21 protein-coding genes and 2 tRNA genes are annotated in these 16,292 nt (G+C 61.6%); 12 read left to right on the top strand and 11 right to left on the bottom strand.

Going from position 1 to position 16,292, the window contains the following annotated elements:
• Window positions 1-72: 72 nt before the first annotated feature.
• Both AC0L24_RS04240 and AC0L24_RS04235 read right to left on the bottom strand, forming a co-directional pair.
• Window positions 73-918, bottom strand: coding sequence for a DUF2182 domain-containing protein (locus AC0L24_RS04240; RefSeq protein WP_127810812.1), 846 nt, complete (start codon window positions 916-918; stop codon window positions 73-75).
• A 9-nt stretch (window positions 919-927) separates the two neighbouring features.
• The gene (locus AC0L24_RS04235; RefSeq protein WP_127810813.1) at window positions 928-1,563 is read right to left on the bottom strand and encodes a DUF1326 domain-containing protein; all 636 of its coding nucleotides are present in this window, start codon (window positions 1,561-1,563) and stop codon (window positions 928-930) included.
• Between the two features lie 453 nt (window positions 1,564-2,016).
• Here AC0L24_RS04235 and AC0L24_RS04230 point away from each other — a divergent pair, with 453 nt between their 5' ends.
• From AC0L24_RS04230 to AC0L24_RS04210, 5 genes are all read left to right on the top strand, one after another.
• Window positions 2,017-3,198, top strand: a complete 1,182-nt coding sequence (locus tag AC0L24_RS04230) for a cystathionine beta-lyase (RefSeq protein WP_127810814.1) — start codon at window positions 2,017-2,019, stop codon at window positions 3,196-3,198.
• 130 nt (window positions 3,199-3,328) lie between these two features.
• A complete protein-coding gene (locus tag AC0L24_RS04225) occupies window positions 3,329-4,390 on the top strand; it encodes an HPP family protein (protein ID WP_127810815.1) in 1,062 nt (353 codons plus the stop codon).
• A gap of 133 nt (window positions 4,391-4,523) precedes the next feature.
• Window positions 4,524-5,198 (top strand): RNA polymerase sigma factor, encoded by a 675-nt coding sequence (locus AC0L24_RS04220; RefSeq protein ID WP_127810816.1) that lies wholly within the window; start codon window positions 4,524-4,526, stop codon window positions 5,196-5,198.
• 115 nt (window positions 5,199-5,313) lie between these two features.
• A complete protein-coding gene (locus AC0L24_RS04215; RefSeq protein WP_473563445.1) occupies window positions 5,314-5,838 on the top strand; it encodes a DUF4142 domain-containing protein in 525 nt (174 codons plus the stop codon).
• 11 nt (window positions 5,839-5,849) lie between these two features.
• Window positions 5,850-6,158: a cupredoxin domain-containing protein gene (locus AC0L24_RS04210; protein WP_127397133.1), complete on the top strand. Its 309-nt coding sequence runs from the start codon at window positions 5,850-5,852 to the stop codon at window positions 6,156-6,158.
• 110 nt (window positions 6,159-6,268) lie between these two features.
• On the opposite strand, the gene AC0L24_RS04205 is transcribed toward AC0L24_RS04210, so the two are convergent.
• Window positions 6,269-7,099 carry a crotonase/enoyl-CoA hydratase family protein gene (locus AC0L24_RS04205; RefSeq protein ID WP_473563444.1) on the bottom strand — a complete coding sequence of 277 codons (831 nt, stop codon included), beginning with the start codon at window positions 7,097-7,099 and terminating at the stop codon, window positions 6,269-6,271.
• Between the two features lie 86 nt (window positions 7,100-7,185).
• Here AC0L24_RS04205 and AC0L24_RS04200 point away from each other — a divergent pair, with 86 nt between their 5' ends.
• Window positions 7,186-7,773, top strand: a complete 588-nt coding sequence (locus AC0L24_RS04200; protein WP_473563443.1) for a TetR/AcrR family transcriptional regulator — start codon at window positions 7,186-7,188, stop codon at window positions 7,771-7,773.
• A gap of 76 nt (window positions 7,774-7,849) precedes the next feature.
• On the opposite strand, the gene AC0L24_RS04195 is transcribed toward AC0L24_RS04200, so the two are convergent.
• Both AC0L24_RS04195 and AC0L24_RS04190 read right to left on the bottom strand, forming a co-directional pair.
• Window positions 7,850-9,076 (bottom strand): anion transporter, encoded by a 1,227-nt coding sequence (locus tag AC0L24_RS04195; RefSeq protein WP_473563442.1) that lies wholly within the window; start codon window positions 9,074-9,076, stop codon window positions 7,850-7,852.
• Between the two features lie 133 nt (window positions 9,077-9,209).
• The gene (locus tag AC0L24_RS04190) at window positions 9,210-10,172 is read right to left on the bottom strand and encodes a glycosyltransferase family 4 protein (protein WP_473563441.1); all 963 of its coding nucleotides are present in this window, start codon (window positions 10,170-10,172) and stop codon (window positions 9,210-9,212) included.
• A 373-nt stretch (window positions 10,173-10,545) separates the two neighbouring features.
• Between AC0L24_RS04190 and AC0L24_RS04185 the strand changes: the two genes are divergently transcribed.
• On the top strand, window positions 10,546-11,304 hold the full coding sequence (locus tag AC0L24_RS04185; protein WP_127270453.1) for a glycosyltransferase family 25 protein: 759 nt from the start codon (window positions 10,546-10,548) through the stop codon (window positions 11,302-11,304).
• A 45-nt stretch (window positions 11,305-11,349) separates the two neighbouring features.
• Here AC0L24_RS04185 and AC0L24_RS04180 read toward each other — a convergent pair whose 3' ends face one another.
• Both AC0L24_RS04180 and AC0L24_RS04175 read right to left on the bottom strand, forming a co-directional pair.
• Window positions 11,350-12,138 (bottom strand): GGDEF domain-containing protein, encoded by a 789-nt coding sequence (locus AC0L24_RS04180; RefSeq protein WP_127381232.1) that lies wholly within the window; start codon window positions 12,136-12,138, stop codon window positions 11,350-11,352.
• Between the two features lie 249 nt (window positions 12,139-12,387).
• Complete coding sequence (locus AC0L24_RS04175; RefSeq protein ID WP_127319259.1) at window positions 12,388-12,609, bottom strand: hypothetical protein; 222 nt, start codon at window positions 12,607-12,609, stop codon at window positions 12,388-12,390.
• 306 nt (window positions 12,610-12,915) lie between these two features.
• Here AC0L24_RS04175 and AC0L24_RS04170 point away from each other — a divergent pair, with 306 nt between their 5' ends.
• The 3 genes from AC0L24_RS04170 to AC0L24_RS04160 are packed head-to-tail and all read left to right on the top strand — an operon-like array spanning window position 12,916 to window position 13,799.
• Window positions 12,916-13,203 (top strand): hypothetical protein, encoded by a 288-nt coding sequence (locus AC0L24_RS04170; RefSeq protein WP_164895683.1) that lies wholly within the window; start codon window positions 12,916-12,918, stop codon window positions 13,201-13,203.
• Window positions 13,200-13,481, top strand: a complete 282-nt coding sequence (locus AC0L24_RS04165) for a helix-turn-helix domain-containing protein (protein ID WP_127810823.1) — start codon at window positions 13,200-13,202, stop codon at window positions 13,479-13,481. Before AC0L24_RS04170 ends, AC0L24_RS04165 begins: the two co-directional genes overlap by 4 nt.
• 39 nt (window positions 13,482-13,520) lie before the next feature.
• On the top strand, window positions 13,521-13,799 hold the full coding sequence (locus AC0L24_RS04160) for a hypothetical protein (RefSeq protein ID WP_127810824.1): 279 nt from the start codon (window positions 13,521-13,523) through the stop codon (window positions 13,797-13,799).
• A 130-nt stretch (window positions 13,800-13,929) separates the two neighbouring features.
• Here the strand turns inward: AC0L24_RS04160 and AC0L24_RS04155 are convergent, their stop codons facing one another.
• The 3 genes from AC0L24_RS04155 to AC0L24_RS04145 form a co-directional block, all read right to left on the bottom strand.
• Window positions 13,930-14,367 carry a pyridoxamine 5'-phosphate oxidase family protein gene (locus tag AC0L24_RS04155; RefSeq protein ID WP_127810825.1) on the bottom strand — a complete coding sequence of 146 codons (438 nt, stop codon included), beginning with the start codon at window positions 14,365-14,367 and terminating at the stop codon, window positions 13,930-13,932.
• 183 nt (window positions 14,368-14,550) lie between these two features.
• Window positions 14,551-14,627 (bottom strand) — tRNA-Arg (locus AC0L24_RS04150).
• Window positions 14,628-14,675: 48 nt separating this feature from the next.
• Window positions 14,676-14,981, bottom strand: coding sequence for an ETC complex I subunit (locus tag AC0L24_RS04145; protein WP_023812590.1), 306 nt, complete (start codon window positions 14,979-14,981; stop codon window positions 14,676-14,678).
• A 140-nt stretch (window positions 14,982-15,121) separates the two neighbouring features.
• Here AC0L24_RS04145 and AC0L24_RS04140 point away from each other — a divergent pair.
• A tRNA-Pro gene (locus tag AC0L24_RS04140) sits at window positions 15,122-15,198 on the top strand.
• 93 nt (window positions 15,199-15,291) lie between these two features.
• On the top strand, window positions 15,292-15,573 hold the full coding sequence (locus AC0L24_RS04135; protein ID WP_127810826.1) for a hypothetical protein: 282 nt from the start codon (window positions 15,292-15,294) through the stop codon (window positions 15,571-15,573).
• Between the two features lie 14 nt (window positions 15,574-15,587).
• Here AC0L24_RS04135 and hdaA read toward each other — a convergent pair whose 3' ends face one another.
• Complete coding sequence (gene hdaA / locus AC0L24_RS04130; protein ID WP_127810827.1) at window positions 15,588-16,292, bottom strand: DnaA regulatory inactivator HdaA; 705 nt, start codon at window positions 16,290-16,292, stop codon at window positions 15,588-15,590.

The following is a 16,292-nucleotide window of genomic DNA, read 5'->3' as shown; positions in this document are numbered from 1 at the left end:
AGGTCCCAAGATTGTCATCTGACAATTTACTGACGGCTGCATACCAATACAGACCGCCGACGAAGACTGTTCTCAAAGGGCTTGAAAGACGATCCAGATCCCGATGGCGGCCATCAACGCGCCTGAAACGCGCGGAATCAGCTGCCCGGTCGGCACCGTCTTCTCCAGCAGAACAAGGATGGCGATGCCGGCGATCCACAGCACGTTCATGACGCCACCGACGAACAACAGAGCCATCAGCGCCCAGCAGCACCCCAGGCAATAAGCGCCGTGATCGATGCCGAGCCGAAGCGCGCCGAGCGGAGCGGAGCGGAATCCGCCACGGCCGGCCAGGAACGCGATCGGCGCCTGACATTCGCGCAGGCAGACGCCCTTCATCGGCGTCCATTGATAGAGACCGGCTGCGATCAGAACGAGGCCGCCGAGGATCGCGCTGCCGGTTGCCATCGAGGGATCGAGCAAGGCAAGACGGGCGAGAAGCCATTGCGCACCGGTCGCCAGGAGGCTGAAGACGACCCAGACGGCGAGATAGCCGGCAAAAAACCATCCCGTCGAAGCGATGGGCCGGCCATCCGCCCGCGCCTTGCGGCCGACACCGGCATAGAGCAGCAACATCGGCGCGACCGACGGCGTCATCATGCCGACCATCATCACCGCCCACATCGTGAAGGTGAAGGCGAAATCGCCCAATGCCCAGGGCCGGAAGCCGGGCGCCATGGCGGCGCCCATATCCATGCCGGCCATATCCATGCCGGCCATGTCGCCGCCTCCGCCGTCCGGCAAGGGGGAGCCGGGCATGACCATGGTGGCGGCGAGCCACAGCACATAGGCCCAGGCGAGCACGGCAATCACCACGAGCGCGGCCATCACGACCGCGCGATCGCGCCTCAGCACCGCCTCGAGGGCCGTATCGCCCATTGGATCAGGTCAATGCACGATGCCGCTCTGCGTAAGATGCAGATTGGCGAAATGGCTGTGCGTATCGGCCAGTTCGAACTTGATCGGGCCCGTCGCCTTGGTCCAGCCGCGCCCGACCTCGGCGATCGCGTATTCGAAGCCGTGCGGCAAGTCGATGCGCGCCTGGTGCGCGGCGCCGGTGACCGGATTCCGGATCGGCTCGCCGCGACCGTCGGTTATACCCTCGACATGCAGCTGACTGGTTCGCGCGTCGACGTCGATCTTGAATTCGATCGGCGCGAAGATCGGATCGTGGAATTTCTCCAGCGTGGTCGAAAAGACCTGAAATATCGTTGCACCTGGCTCGGTGTCCAGACCGCCCAATATGCGAAGCAGCGCGCCACGTTGGGCTTCCGTCGCCCTCTCGTCGATGACCACCGCGGCTTCACCCCCGCCCTGGTGTATGGCGCCGGGCCATCTGAAAATCCCGACGAACCGCAACCCGTCGAGCTTGGTGTCGCCGTGATGGCCGCTCTCGATTTCCATGCCGGCGACCGCCTGGCAGAATCCGTATGTCGGCATGGCGTTGAACTGGCACGGGCAGCCATAGGCGCAGTTGCAGTTGATGAATTCGCTCGCCTTCATGGCCCATTTGACGTCCGGCATGTCATTCCTCCCTTGCCGCACTCACGCTTCATGAGCGCGATCCGGATCGTGGAGGACCAGAAGTCAACCGGCAGCAACCATCCGGCAGCATCTGATCGAAGCAATCCGGCGATTAATATTAGCAGGAAATCATATACCTTCCGCAGCCGCCCACAATAGGCCGATCGGCTGAGATTAGGGCTCCGAACGCAGGTCAATAAAAGGCCGCCTTTCGCGATAGGAATTTTTTCTTGACACCCTGCCCTCAGCTATGGTACATATTCGTCCATGGTGCTGATTTGCGCCGATAACCCGCCGCACAGGCGGGTTTTTCGTTTAATACCCTGCCCCAGCATCGCTGTTTTTGCCGCGACGAACTGGCATATCGAAGTCCGCCTCCTGGCGGGCGGTGGCTGTTGCACGGTCCATAGCGCCGCACTATGGCTACCGGCTTGTCAAACGAGGCGACGCAGAATGGCGAAAGACGGCGAGCACTTTAGCGGCGGGATGGGCGTCAACACGCGGCTTGCCCATTCGGGCAACAATCCGCACGACTATTTCGGCTTCGTCAATCCGCCGGTGGTGCATGCTTCGACCGTGCTGTTTCGCGACGCGGCTTCGATGGCGGCGCGCACCCAGAAATACACTTACGGCACGCGCGGCACACCGACGACCGATGCGCTTGCCCATGCCATAGACGCGCTGGAAGGCTCGGCAGGCACGATCCTGGTGCCGTCGGGCCTTGCGGCGGTGACGGTGCCGCTGCTCGCCTTCGTCTCGGCCGGCGACCATCTGCTGATCGTCGATACCGTCTATCATCCAACCCGCAATTTCGCTGACACGATGCTGAAGCGGCTGGGCGTCGAGGTCGAGTATTACGCCCCCGATGTCGGCGCCGGCATCGCGGCGTTGATCAAGCCCAACACCAAGGTGGTGTTCACGGAATCGCCGGCCTCCAACACGTTCGAGGTGCAGGACATCCCGGCTATCGCCAAGGCGGCGCACGCCGCGGGCGCCATCGTCATGATGGACAATACGTGGGCGACGCCACTCTATTTCCGTCCGCTCGACCACGGTGTCGACATCTCGATCCATGCGGCGACCAAATACCCGGCCGGCCATTCCGACGTGCTGCTCGGCACGGTGTCGGCCAATGAGAGCTGCTGGACGCATCTTTACGAGAGCTTCTGCACGCTTGGCTGTTGCGCCGGGCCCGACGACGTCTACCAGGTGCTGCGTGGCCTGCGCAGCATGGGCGTGCGCCTCGAACACCATCAGCGCAGTACGCTTGCCATCGCCTCCTGGCTCGAGGGCCAGAAGGGCGTGGCGCGCGTGCTCCACCCGGCCCTGCCCAGCCATCCGGACCACGCTCTGTGGAAGCGGGATTTCTCCGGCTCCAGCGGCATCTTTTCCATCGTTCTTGCCGGTGGCGGCCAGAAGCAGCAGCACGCCTTTCTCGACGCGCTGCGGATCTTCGGCCTCGGCTATTCCTGGGGCGGCTATGAGAGCCTTGCCGTACCGGTCTGGCTCGGCGACCGCGTCGTTCCAAAAGCGCCCTATGAGGGTCCGTTGATCCGCCTGCAGATCGGCCTCGAGGACGTCGACGACCTGAAGGCCGACATCTCGCGCGGCCTGACCGCCGCGGCGGCTGCGTAGCGGAATTCTATTCCCTAAAATTGCGGTTTACCGGATCAGTTTGGCTTTCAAATTCAACGATGCCGCGTCATTGCGGTGCGATCAGCACATTTTCGACTTCCCCTGGAATACCGGCAGAGTTTTCGACCCCATGGCTTTCCGCCTTTTTGTTCCCATTCTTGCCGGTGCGACGCTGCGCGAGCGTCTCGTCGCCTGTATCGGCGCGACGATCGGCATTGCACTCACCGGCGTGATCGCCAGCCTTGTGCTCGGCAACGGCCCGCATGTGCCACTGCTGGTGGCGCCGATGGGGGCGTCGGCGGTGCTGCTGTTCGCCGTGCCCGCCAGTCCGCTGGCACAGCCATGGTCGATCATCGGCGGCAACACGATATCGGCGCTGGTCGGCGTGATCGTGGCGCATTTCATCCACGAAACCGCCCTTGCCAGCGGCATCGCGGTGGCACTGGCCATTGCCGCCATGTCGTTCACGCGCTGCCTGCATCCGCCGGGCGGAGCGGCCGCGCTGACCGCGGTGCTGGGAGGGCCTGCCGTCATCAGCGCCGGCTTCCTGTTTCCATTCGTGCCGGTGGCGCTGAACTCGATCCTGCTGGTGGCGCTCGGCTACGGCTTCCACAGGCTGGCCCGGCGCAATTATCCGCATGTGCCGGTTGCAGCGCCGGCGAACAGCCACGGCACCGGCGATCCGCCGGCGCAACTGCGCGTCGGCTTCCGCTCCGAAGACATCGATGCCGCGCTTGGCGCACTCGACGAGACGTTCGATATCGATCGCAACGATCTCGACCGGCTGCTGCGGCAGGTCGAATTGCAGGCGATGGTGCGCGCGCACAAGACCCTTCTGTGCGAGGACATCATGTCGCGCGATGTCATCTCGGTCGATGCTCACACCTCGACCGAGGCGGCGCGCCAATTGCTGCTTGACCACAACATCCGGACCCTGCCGGTCGTCAATGCTGAAGCCAGGCTGGCAGGGACCGTGGGATTGCGCGAACTCACCCAGGCCTTTGGGACGGTCGGATCCGTTATATCGCCCGCGGCAACAGCCGCCGCAGGCTTTGCCGCCATGGGTCTGCTGCCGGTGCTCACCGACGGCCGCAGCCATGCGGTCATCATCGTCGACGACGACAAGCGGATTCTCGGGCTGATCACCCAGACCGATCTGTTGGCGGCCACGGCGCGCCTGCAGGCTGCCTGACAAGCCTTCGCTCGCACTGTAGGGTAGCGGCCGCCGGACCCGGCAGAAAATCTTCGGGAACCTTCTGCCGGCGACAGCGTCCAATCTCCCGATCGAGAATCTTGGTTCGGAGATTGGGTTGAGGAAACTGGCGATGCCTGCTGTGTTGACGGCCGTGCCTTCCGCTGTGCCAGGCGAGATGCAGCTTGTGCACCGCGCGCTGGCGCGCGACGACGACGCCTTCCGCACCATCATCAAGACACATAATCAGCGGCTCTACCGGATCGCGCGCGGCGTCGTGCGCAATGACAGCGAGGCCGAGGACATCGTCCAGGAGGCCTACCTCAAGGCTTTCGCCCATCTCGATGCGTTTCGCGGCGACTCCTCGCTCGCCACATGGCTGTCGCGCATCGTCATCAACGAGGCGCTCGGCCGCCTGCGCAAAAGGCGCAGAACGGTGGCAATGCCGGAAAATCCGCAAGCCGAGATCATCCGGTTCCCCCTCCACCCCAGCGACGATCCGGAACGGACGATGGCGCAAAGGCAGATCCTCCAACTGGTCGAACAGGCCACAGACAGCCTTCCCGACGTCTACCGGACGGTGTTCGTGGCGCGGGTGATCGAGGGGCTGAGCATCGAGGAGACCGCCGATCTCCTCGGCGTGCGGCCGCAAACCGTCAAGACAAGGCTGCACCGCGCCCGCGCCCTCGTGCGCAAGGCGCTGGACGATCAGATCGGGCCGGTGCTGCTCGATGCCTTCCCCTTCGCCGGCCGGCGTTGCGAACGACTGACCAGCGCGGTCATGCGGCGGCTCGGGCTGGAAAGCTGAGCCTCACCGGATTCAATTGATTTTGGCGGGAACGTTTGCCGCTGGCCAGCATCCAACGACCGTCAACCGAAAACACAGTCCGGCGAGATTTTCAGCGTCCGGCGAAGGAGATGCCATGTCCATCCGACACACTGCCGCGCTCGCCGCCCTGGTGCTGCTCGGCACCGCCCCGTTCGCACAAGCCGCCGACAAGCCGACCGATCCGCAGATCGCTCACATCGCCTATACGGCCGGGGTCATCGACGTTGAAGCGGCCAAGCTGGCCATCGAAAAATCGAAGACCAAGGAGGTCGTGGATTTCGCCAACGACATGGTGCGCGACCACGAAGCCGTGAACGTGCAGGCGCTCGACCTGGTGAAGAAGCTCAAGGTCACGCCGGAAGACAACGCCACCAGCCAGGCGCTGACCAAAGCTGCGGCGGAGGAGCGGGCCAAGCTCGCCAAACTCGACGGCGCTGCCTTCGACAAGGCCTATGTCGATAACGAGGTCGCCTACCACAAGCAGGTCAACGGCGCGCTCGAAACCCTTTTGATCCCGTCGGCGCAGAATGCCGACCTGAAGAGCCTGCTGGAAACCGGCCTGAAGATTTTCCAGGGCCATGAGCAGCACGCCGAGCACGTCGCCGGCATGCTCAAGTAAGGACCGGGAGCATGCCGAAACGCCATCTGTGGATTGCGTTGACGCTGGCCGTCGGTACCGTTCCGGCGCGAGCAGAAACCATCCAGGTCATCATCGACAGGCTGGTGTTTTCGCCAGCCACCGTCGAGGCCAAGGTCGGCGACACGATCGAGTGGGTGAACAAGGATGTGTTCGCCCACACGGCCACCGTGAAAGGCGGCTGGGAAGTGATGATCCCGCCGAAGAAATCCGCAAGCCTGACATTGAAGGCCGCGGGACCGGTCGACTATTTCTGCCGCTTTCATCCCAACATGAAAGGCCGTTTGGTGGTGGCGCCCTGATCCAACGCCAACGAGTGCATGTCGCCCAAAAGTGACCTCGGTTTTGGGAGAACGACATGCATAAAAACAAAGACCTGAAGCGGGTCGCCTGGCCTTTCAGGCGACCCGCTTCAGGCTCGCCTGGCCTCGTCGGGACGCGCGATATGCGTCCACGAGCCGTCATAGCCCGGCTCGCGGCGTGCCATCCAGGCATTCAGCCCTTCGCGCAGATCAGCGGTCGGGGCCATGCGGGCGAACTGCTCGGCCTCGACCAGCAAACCTTCGGCGATGCTCTGGTTGAGGCCGCGGGCCACTGCCGTGAGGATGCTGGCAATCGCCAGATCGGAGTGTCGCAGGATACGCCTGGCCAGGCCGATCGCGGCCGGCATCAATTCGGCATGCGGCACAACCTCGTTGACGAGACCCAGCTCAAGCGCCCGCGGCGGCGCAAACCAGTCACCGGTCAACAGCAACTCCAGCGCCCGCTTGCGCCCGGCGAGCCTTGGCAGGCGTTGGGTTCCACCGAAGGTCGGCGGCATTGCGAGGTTGATTTCCGGCTTGGCGAACAAAGCGCGGTCACTGGCGATGGCGAGCGGCACCGCCTCGGTGATTTCGCAACCGCCACCAAAGGCAATGCCGTTGACGGCAGCGATGACGGGTTTGCGAAACGCTTCCAGCCTCGCCGTCAGCCGTTGCCCGCGCATGACGAAATCACGCATCGCGACATCGACGCCGAGCGCCACGCTGGCCGAGAACTCATAAATGTCGCCGCCGGCCGAAAACGCCCGCTCCCCTGCACCGGTCAGAATGACCGCACGAACGCTGTCCTCGACTTCAATGTCGTCAAGGATCGCAAGCAGGCGATCGATCAGGGCATAGTTCAACGCGTTGAGCTTCTCCGGCCGATTGAGGGTGAGGATGGCAATCCCATCCCGGGTTTCCTTGAGGACAAGATCGGTCATTGGCTCTTCCTTCTTCATCATGCTGATGACCGGAAGACTATGCCCCTTGCCGCTTGTGTATATTCACTAGTCGGTATACCTAGCTCATGCCTGACACGCAAAGTCCTACACGCAAACGTATTGTCGATGCCGCGACCAGGCTCTTCTATGCCGAAGGAATCGGTCGCGTCAGCGTCGATGCCGTCGCCGAGGAAGCGGGTCTCACCAAGCGCACGCTCTACTACCATTTCAAGAGTAAGGACGACCTCATCGCCGCCTATCTCGATGGCCGCGACCAACCCAATCTGAAGCGGATGGCCGGCTGGTTCGATGCCGCCGAAGGCGGCGCGGATCGCAAGGTCGAGGCGATCTTCACCAATCTGGCGAGGTCCGCCCGCCATCCGAGATGGAAAGGATGCGGCTTCCTGCGCACGGCCGCCGAACTCGCCTCGATGCCCGGACATCCGGCGGTCAAGGTCGGCGCGCGGCACAAGCTGAATTTCGAAACATGGCTGGCCGGCGCCTTGTCGGACCATGGCGTCGGCGAGCCGCCTGCCTTGGCACGCGAGATCGTGCTTTTGATCGACGGCTGCTTTTCGATCATGCTGATCCACCGCAACCCCGATTACATCGAGGCCGCCGGCCGCGCCGCGGCGACGCTGGTGCGGGCGCGGATTTCAGGCAGCCAGGTCTAAAGCGCGACGCGCTTTAAGCCTTTGGTTTTATGCATGTCGTTGCGCCAAAACCGGGGCCACTTTTGGGCGACATGCATTAGAACCCAAACGCCAGCCATTCGGTGCCGGCGGCCAGCGTTATCAGCGTCAGCGGCAAGCCGACCTTGAAAAAAGCGCCGAACGACAGCGTCGTGCCGGCGGCTCGGCCCTGTTCGGCGACGATCAGATTGGCGACCGAACCCAGCAGCGTGAAATTGCCGGCCAGTGTCGAGCTCATGGCGACGACCAGCCAGGCGCGCTCGGGGTTTTCCAGGCCGGGTATGAAAGGCCGCAGCGCCAGCACGGCCGGGACATTGCTCATGATGTTGGAAAGCACCGCGGTGAATCCGGACAGACGCCAGACATCGTCCAGCCCGAGGTTCTTTGCCGAGGCGATCATGTCTGGCGAAAGAAGCGTCTTTTCGGCGCCGGCGACGACCACGAACAGACCGGCGAACATGAACAGCAGCGGACCGTCGATCTCGCGGTAGATGCGTTCCGGCTTGATCGCCCGGGTAAGCAAGAGGATGGCGCCGCCGATGAGCGCGGCCTTGGCGACAGGCACACCGGCGAAGAAGGCGATTGCCAGCCCGATGCAGACCACCACCGCCTTCAGCACCTGCCCCTTGTGCATGCGGCCACGCGAGACCTCGGGCGTCAGTTGGACCGTTCGGGCGAATTCGGCCCGGTAGACGATACGAATGATGACAACGACCGCGACGAGGCCGAAAAGGGCGACCGGAGCCAGCGCTGCCGAAAAGGCCGGATAGGAAATGCCCGACAGCGCGCCGATGACCATGTTTTGCGGATTGCCGGTGATGGTAGCGACGCTGCCGCAATTCGACGCGGTGGCGGTGGCGATCAGATAGGGGATCGGGTTGCGCTTGATCACACGGGTGACATGGACGACGATCGGCGCCATGACGAGGCAGATGGCGTCGTTGACCAGGAAGGCGGACAGTACGCCGGTCAGCAGCGTCACCATCACCAAAAGCATGAAGGGCGCGTGCGCGTGTTCGATGGCGATGGCGCCAAGGCAGCGAAAGGCGCCTGACACTTTCAGATGCGCCACCACGATCATCATGCCGAGCAGAAGCGTGATGGTGTCGAAATTGATCGCCCGGTAGGCATCCTCCATGCTGAGCGCGCCGATGGCGATCATCGCGGCCCCGCCGAGCAGCGCGATCCCTGCCCGGTCGAGGCGCAGACCGGGGATGCGGCCAATGGCGACACCGGCGTAAGTCAGGATCAGGATCAGCAGTGCCGCCGCGCCCATCAATGTCATCGATAGAAGTCCTGCCCAGTCTGTTTCCGCGCCGAAGCCTGCCACCCATCCGGAGGCCATTCGGGTGCTCACCCTTTAACGCGATGTCGAGTTGGATGCCAAACCGGCCGGGTAGTCGGTTTCAGACGCCGGGCTAACGCAAATAGAAATCCAGCCTCTGTCGCACAGCTTGGGAAGAATAGATCTGCTCGAAGGACTCCCTCGCCCTTTTTCCCACTGTCGCCCGCAATGTCGGATCGGCTTTGAGATCGGCAAGGATGCGCAACGCCTGTTCAGTCGTCTCGAACAAGAAACCGTTTTCGCCATGCCTTATGTGGTCGGAATAGCCGCCATGGGAATGGCAGACCACAGGCAAACCGCAGGCCATCGCCTCCAACACGACGCGACCGAAGGTTTCCACGTGCCAACCGGTGCGATAATAAAACACGTCGAGCGTCTGCAGAAACTCTTCGGCGGAAAATCGGCCGGGTGGGAACAGTTCGAGTTGCGGATGCGGCATGAGGCTGTCCTTGAGCCCTGCCCCGCCCTGAATCCGCAAGGCTGTGCCTTCGGCCAGCAATGTCTCGTACAGGGGTATGTCATCGGGATGATGTTTGCCCGGCCCATCGCGGCTTAAGCGTCCGACGGTGAACGGACGATCCGAATCCAGACGCCGTGGAGAAAAACGTTCGACATCGATCAGCGATGGATGCACGACGCCATCGACCCGCAGCATCCGTCTCTGAAAATCGGAAATCAGCACCAGTTCGGCGTCTGGCCAGTTCAGCATGCGGGGCATGCGCGTGGTCAGCGCGATGATTTTCGGGTGAAAGGTATTGAAGACATAGATCAGCCGGCGCGGCCGCGGGATCAGGTAAGGCCACATCTTGTTGCGCCAATGCGAGCCGAGAAAGACGTAGGTGCCGCCATTCGGGACATCCCACTTCGACAGCGAGACACGGCGAATCGGGAAATTCCGCATCAACTCGCCGGACACGCTGGAGGAGGTTGCCCACAGATGCACCTCGGAATCGGCACTCAACAGCCGGTACAGTTCCAGAGCTTCAAGGTCACTGCCGCCGAAGGGATCCTGAAAGCCGTTGAACAAATGGATCATGGTCGCTGCGCTTTGTTAGCTTGGCCGGCTGTTTGCCGATAGTGAAATCTGGCCGTTGCCGTGCTGCCCACATGGCGATCGGTGGCCTTACTTGTGGCCGAGCAGAGCTAACGCAGCTGCTGAAAAATCGCTGTGAACAGAGATATCTACCTTCAGCTGGTATTTAGCTGCCCGAGATATCGGTCGCCCATTACGCAGGTTGCGTCAATACGGGGGCATTCGGTGAGTGCTAAGTCGTCCATCTATTGCTCAAAAACATCACTGGCAGCCTAAGCTGCGTCGCCTACCCCTTGCAGAGTCTCGCTATTTAGTTAAGCAAGTTATTTCAAGGTCAAGGCAGTAATTATCGACCGATAGCCTGTGGGGGGCATCAATGAAATGTATGGTTATTAACCTCGATCGGTCTCCCGATCGACTTGCCCATGTCACGGCTGAATTCGCGAAGGTTGGTGTTTCGTTCGACCGGGTTCCTGCCGTAGACGCGTTGCATCGACCGGAATTTGCTGCGACTTCACCAAGTTTAACTCCCACGGAAGCGGCTTGCCTTATGAGCCACAAGGTTTGCTGGACCATCATCGCAGATGGTGAGGATGCCTTTGGTGCGATCTTCGAGGATGATGTCCTGTTGTCCGAAGCAGCTGGCCCAATGCTTTCCGATGATGGATGGATTCCGGCCAACGCCGATATCGTCAAGCTGGAAACCTACCTAAAGAAAACCGTTATCGCGATGAAGCGCACCTGCGTCAGTCGGGTGTTTTCGGTTGTTAGGCTATATGGGTTCCACATCGGAGCGGCCGGGTACATCATTTCGAAGCAAGCAGCGCGCGATCTGATCGCCCGAAGTCTCGATGCGCCCGCCGATCACGTTATCTTCGATCCGTCGCTTCCGACATCGTCAAGCAAAGCGATCTACCAACTGTTGCCCGCACTGTGTGTGCAAAATGACCTTATTCGTGAGAAGGCCTTCGGGTTGACCAGCCTTCTTAGTGAGGAGCGGCTCGTGAGAGCCAGCGCAAATTCCGCTCCAAAGCGGAGTCCCGCGGAAAAGCTCCTGGTCGAAGCAAGGCGTATAAGTCGACAGATTTTCGATATCTGGCGCTTCAGGCGTGAGAAAACTATCTCTTTAGCGTGATGTCGGCAGCCAAAGCACTGCTGCGCGACGGTCCCGAGTCACCCATCAATGCACGGTGGCAACCCCGGGCGGAGGCGCCGGAGACGTTCCGGCCGGATCGAAGCTGACTTGATCGCGTCCGTTCGACTTGGCCGTGTAAAGCCTTTTGTCGGCAGCGGAGAAGATTTCCTCATAGGTGATCGGGCCGGTAAAGCTTGTGCCGCCGATGCTGACGGAAAGCGGACAAGGCCTGCCGCCGGGTGAGAATTCCATCTCCCTGATACGCCGGCGGATGCTTTCGGCGACCACCCAGGATTGCGAGGGGTCCACGCCGGGCAGAAACACGCCGAATTCTTCGCCTCCGATGCGGCCGACGATATCGCCGCCACGCAGTTGCCCTTTGATCGCCTGCGCTATCAGTTTGAGCGCCTGGTCGCCGCAATCGTGACCCAGGCGGTCATTGATCGACTTGAAATGGTCGGCGTCGATGATCAGCAGCGCCCCCGAACGGGTCTGCTCCTGCTTTCGGGTCTGCTCGAGATAGGCTTCGACCAGCATAGAGAAGGCGCCACGGTTCAGCACCGCCGTCAGGCTATCTGTCGCGGCGATGACGCTGAGATCGCGCTGCGCGATGGCCAGCTGGCGAATCTTCCACATCAGGAAAAACAGAAACGAGCCGCCCAGCACCAGGGGCAGCAACAAGTCGGTCATCTTCGCCCGCCACACGGCCTCGGGCGAAAGATAGGGGAAATTGAAGGAATCGACGAAGAACGCCACGGCAATGAAGAATGCAGTACCGACTACCGTGACAGCGATCACCCTGCCCCAGCTCGTCGGCGACAGATCGAGCTTCATCCCGTTCAACTCCGTTAGCCGTCGCTACTATGACGCACCAACCCCAACAAATTGATAAGACTTTCCCTCCAATTCGATATCAGGCGGCGGAACCAACCCGCGGCCCTGTCGATGACTTGCGACAGAGGCTTGCGCAAACGTGCCACAAGACGGCCGCTGGAAGCAGCCATCCTGTTTCAGAGCTTGAAGGCGTGGGCCAATTGCCGGCCGGGCAAGGGCAAAACGGCGCGCGAACCAAACCGCCCGTCGTCAATTGAGCGTTGGCTCACTCAGCGCATCGACGACAAAGGATGCCGCGATCAGGTCGTCGGCATCGAGGCGCAGGGAGCCTCCGTCGCCTCCCATGGCTGAAGCCACTTTTTGAAAGGTCTTCATTTCGTATTCCGTGATCCGGGCGTCCTGCATCTTGGCCTTGAGATCGGCGATACGCCGATCCAGAGCCGAAGATATGCCTATTTCTCGCTTCGACATGGCAACACTCCTCCCCACCCTTGTTTGCCTCCCGCCTGTCCACTTTTATATGAGGGTCCTCGAATACAGCGGGCCGAACGCGCCGTGCGCAGGAAGGTTCCGAAAAGGCGGAGTCACGAAATAATACGCTGGCGCGGGGCGGCTGCCCGAGCCACGCCAACGCCTCATCACCGAACAGGGTTGGACGGCTTGCGGTATTTGCCGCTGTCGGGGCGACCCTGCATGGAGAAAGCTGGTTCCGCGATTTTGCTATATCAGCCCTAGCTAATCCTTGACGCCGGCAGATGACGCCCCAGAATCAGTGGCATGGCAATAAAGGTCGGCGACGAAGTGGCGGTCATGGCGACGGTGCTGAAGCGCGTCACGGAAGACCGCGTCAGCGTGTCGATCCCCGGTTACAATTTTCCGCATTCGGTCATTGATCCGGCGACCAGGCTGACCAAGGGCCAGCAGATGGAATTATCGGGCGGCGTTACGCGGATCGACGGCGACAAGGTCACGGTATCGCTCGGGACAATGGTCACGGTGGATATGGACAAGGTGCGCCTGGTGCAAAGCCACGTCCCGCCGAAGCGAAGGGATCTGAGGATGTGAACAAGCGAAGCTCCACCGTTTCAGGGATCCAGCCCCTTACATCCCAGCAGTGCAGAGCCGCACGAGCGATGCTGAAATGGTCGCAGGTGCGGCTCGCCGCGAAGTGCGGCCTCAGCGAAGGAACGATTGGCAGTTTCGAGAGCGGACGAAGGATTCCGAGTTCGGCCAAGCTGGCTGCCATCCGGCAAGGGTTGGAGGCAGCGGGCGTGGTTTTCATCAATCAGAAGGCCGCAGTGACCAAGAGCGGTCCGCCTCGTCAAACTATCGGTGGAACATAATTTAGATATCGCTGTTAGAGCGCAAACGGGAGGCGAGCGATGTTCAAACGTGAAATCGGCATTGTTTCGGACTGGTCGAAATTGGTGGCGGACGATCCTCTGATCGTCGCCGATATAGCCCGGCGTCTTCCTGTGCGCGCTTGCAATGACAACGCCGCGGCCGACGACGACGTCCCGTGGCCCGGCACCGAAACCCGAAATCCCGACTTTGCCGGCCTCGCGACACCCGCCGAGTATCCTCGGCCCATCGTGCTTCTAGCGACGATCTATGCGTCGACGGTCCTGGGGGTAACGCTGCTTCTGGCGGCGGCGGTTTGAGCGCACGAGGCCCGATCCCGCTCTCTGAAAGCCCATGTCTCCGGTATAACCGTAACCTATGTGTCCGGAACGGACCCGAAAGGCTTTGGCGATCCCGACGGCCCGCTGCCGAGAGGTGGCGGGCTCCCTCCTATTTCGCAAGCGAGTCGCCGGACAGCTCAAAAACTATCGGCTCGCCTCTGAAATCGGAATAGCGAATCCATTGGGGCGAAATCGTAAAGAGTTGTGCCCCTTGCTTTAGAAACTCCGCTTCAAGCGGACAGTTGGCAACGTGAGCATCTCTCAATCGCTGCAATTCGTTAGCCTTGGCAGGTCGGGCCAGGCCTTCAATTTGAACCGTCACGTTTTCGTCCCAGCCGATCACCATGGCGATCCGACTGTCTCGTTTAATATTTTCCAGCTTCCGACTGCCGGGAAAGCTGTCGAACACGATGTTGAGGTCGTCGCCCAACGTCACCTGTATGACGGCTGCCTCTGGAGACCCGTCCGGATGCACGGTGCTGATAGCCCCGAGCTTATGCCTAGCCAGAAAATCCCGAACAAGTTGCCGTCGCTCCTCCCCGCGCATTGACGTGTCCTCCCCACGATGCCGCGACTTTACCACTGGCACCCAATCCGTTCTAGCTGGACGCCCGCTACCTCTCGGCAGCGGGTTTCAAATTTTCTGCTGACACCGTGCTGACACGATGGATGGTGCCTTTGCCGCTGGCAGTCGGTTGTATGAACTATAGCAGCAAAAACAAGGAGATACTGGCGATCCCGACAGGATTCGAACCTGTGACCATCGGCTTAGAAGGCCGGTGCTCTATCCAGCTGAGCTACGGGACCGCTGGCCGGCCTTTGGGCCGGCTGGATATTTTTGGCACTGACCGCCGTTCAATGCGTCCAGGGCGTCCTGCGGTCATAGCGGAAATTCTCCGCATAGGAAATCTGGCGGCGCTTGGTCTCTTTCGGCTCTTCGACGCGGAAAGCGAGCCCTTGCTTTTCGGCGTAGGCTACCGCCTCTTCCCGCGTGTCGAAGCTAAGCCTGATCTGGCTTCTCATGTCTGCCGACGTCGTATAGCCCATCAGCGGGTCGATCTTCTTGCGCGTCTCGGGATCGAATTCCAGCACCCAGTGGCCGGTCTTGGCCTTGCCGGACTGCATCGCGGTTTTGGCTGGGCTGAAAATGCGCGCGGACATGGCCACCTCGTTCTTGTGCAAGGCAGCATCGCCACCCTTCGCCCGTCATTACTGCGCAATGCGCACGGCGGCAAGGTTTTTGCTCTCGCAGGTTTTTGCACTTGCCATGCACCACCGAAATGAATAGGCAACAGACCGTTCGGAGTGTAGCGCAGCCTGGTAGCGCATCTGGTTTGGGACCAGAGGGTCGGGAGTTCGAATCTCTCCACTCCGACCATCCCCTCATAGCCCAATGCCCGGCGCAGCCATATGGTCACTTGCTCCGGCTCCGGTCGTGTATCCGTGGCCGGTTCGGCAACAGGGGGTTCAGATGCTTGGAATGGATGCCTGGGTGTCGCTTTTCGGACCGGCCTACTTTGCCTATGCCGGCATCACCGTTCCGTTCATGGTGACGTGGGCAATTGCCTGCGCCGCGCTGGCGATGTGGAACAACCGTGAAAGCCGCAGACAGGCGAGGCAGGCCCCAGGCGCCGTCGTCTCCCGCTCCTGGCGTATCAGTATCGGAATGTTTGTGCTGGTCGCCGCCGGCTATATCGCCGCTCACTCTGCCGTCTACCTCGCGGTCCGTCATTTCGCCGTAATGTGGCTCTGAGACTGACCTCTCAGCTAAATCTCGAATTCGCCCTGCCCTTCATCCATGGCGTTGACGGTTTCGGCTGCCAGCGCCCTGGTGATCGGCGTCTTGCGTTCGAGCGCGGTCCGGTCGAGCCGCTCCACCACGCGCATCGCTGTCGCTAGCGAGCGCTCGATGCGGCGGACCAGATACTGCACGACATGCGGTTCGACCTCGATCTGACGGTCGGCGAAGAGTTTCGTGATGACCCCGGCGAGCAGGAGATCGTCGGGCTCATGAATTTCCACTGTCGCCGCCGCTTTCAGCCGTGAGGCGAGATCAGGCAGCGTGACGCGCCAGGCGGACGGGAAGCGGCGCGCCGTCAGGAGCAGCGTCGACCCCGCACCACGCACCGTATTGATCAGATGGAACAGGCCCTGTTCATCGACCGCGCCGGTATCGACATCGTCGATCAGTGCCGGCCGCGCGCCGAGATTGGCAATGCTGTCGCCGATGCGCCTGGCGTCGACCGCCACCGCATTGGCACGGGCGCGCCAGATCGAGGCCAGATGCGTCTTGCCCGAACCCGCGGGACCGGCCAGCACCACCACCGGCGATGGCCAGTCCGGCCAGCGGTCGACCAGCGCCACCGCCTGGTTGTTGGTGCCGGAGACGACGAGTTCGTCGCGCGAATAGCCGGTGCCATGGCCGAGGTCGAGCGGCAACTGGCGTGGCGGGTCGGTTGGCTGGGCAGTCAC

The sequence above is a fragment of the Mesorhizobium sp. WSM4809 genome (assembly GCF_055811655.1).
The sequence above is the reverse complement of the archived record's forward strand: the minus strand, read 5'-3'. Positions and strand labels throughout refer to the sequence as shown.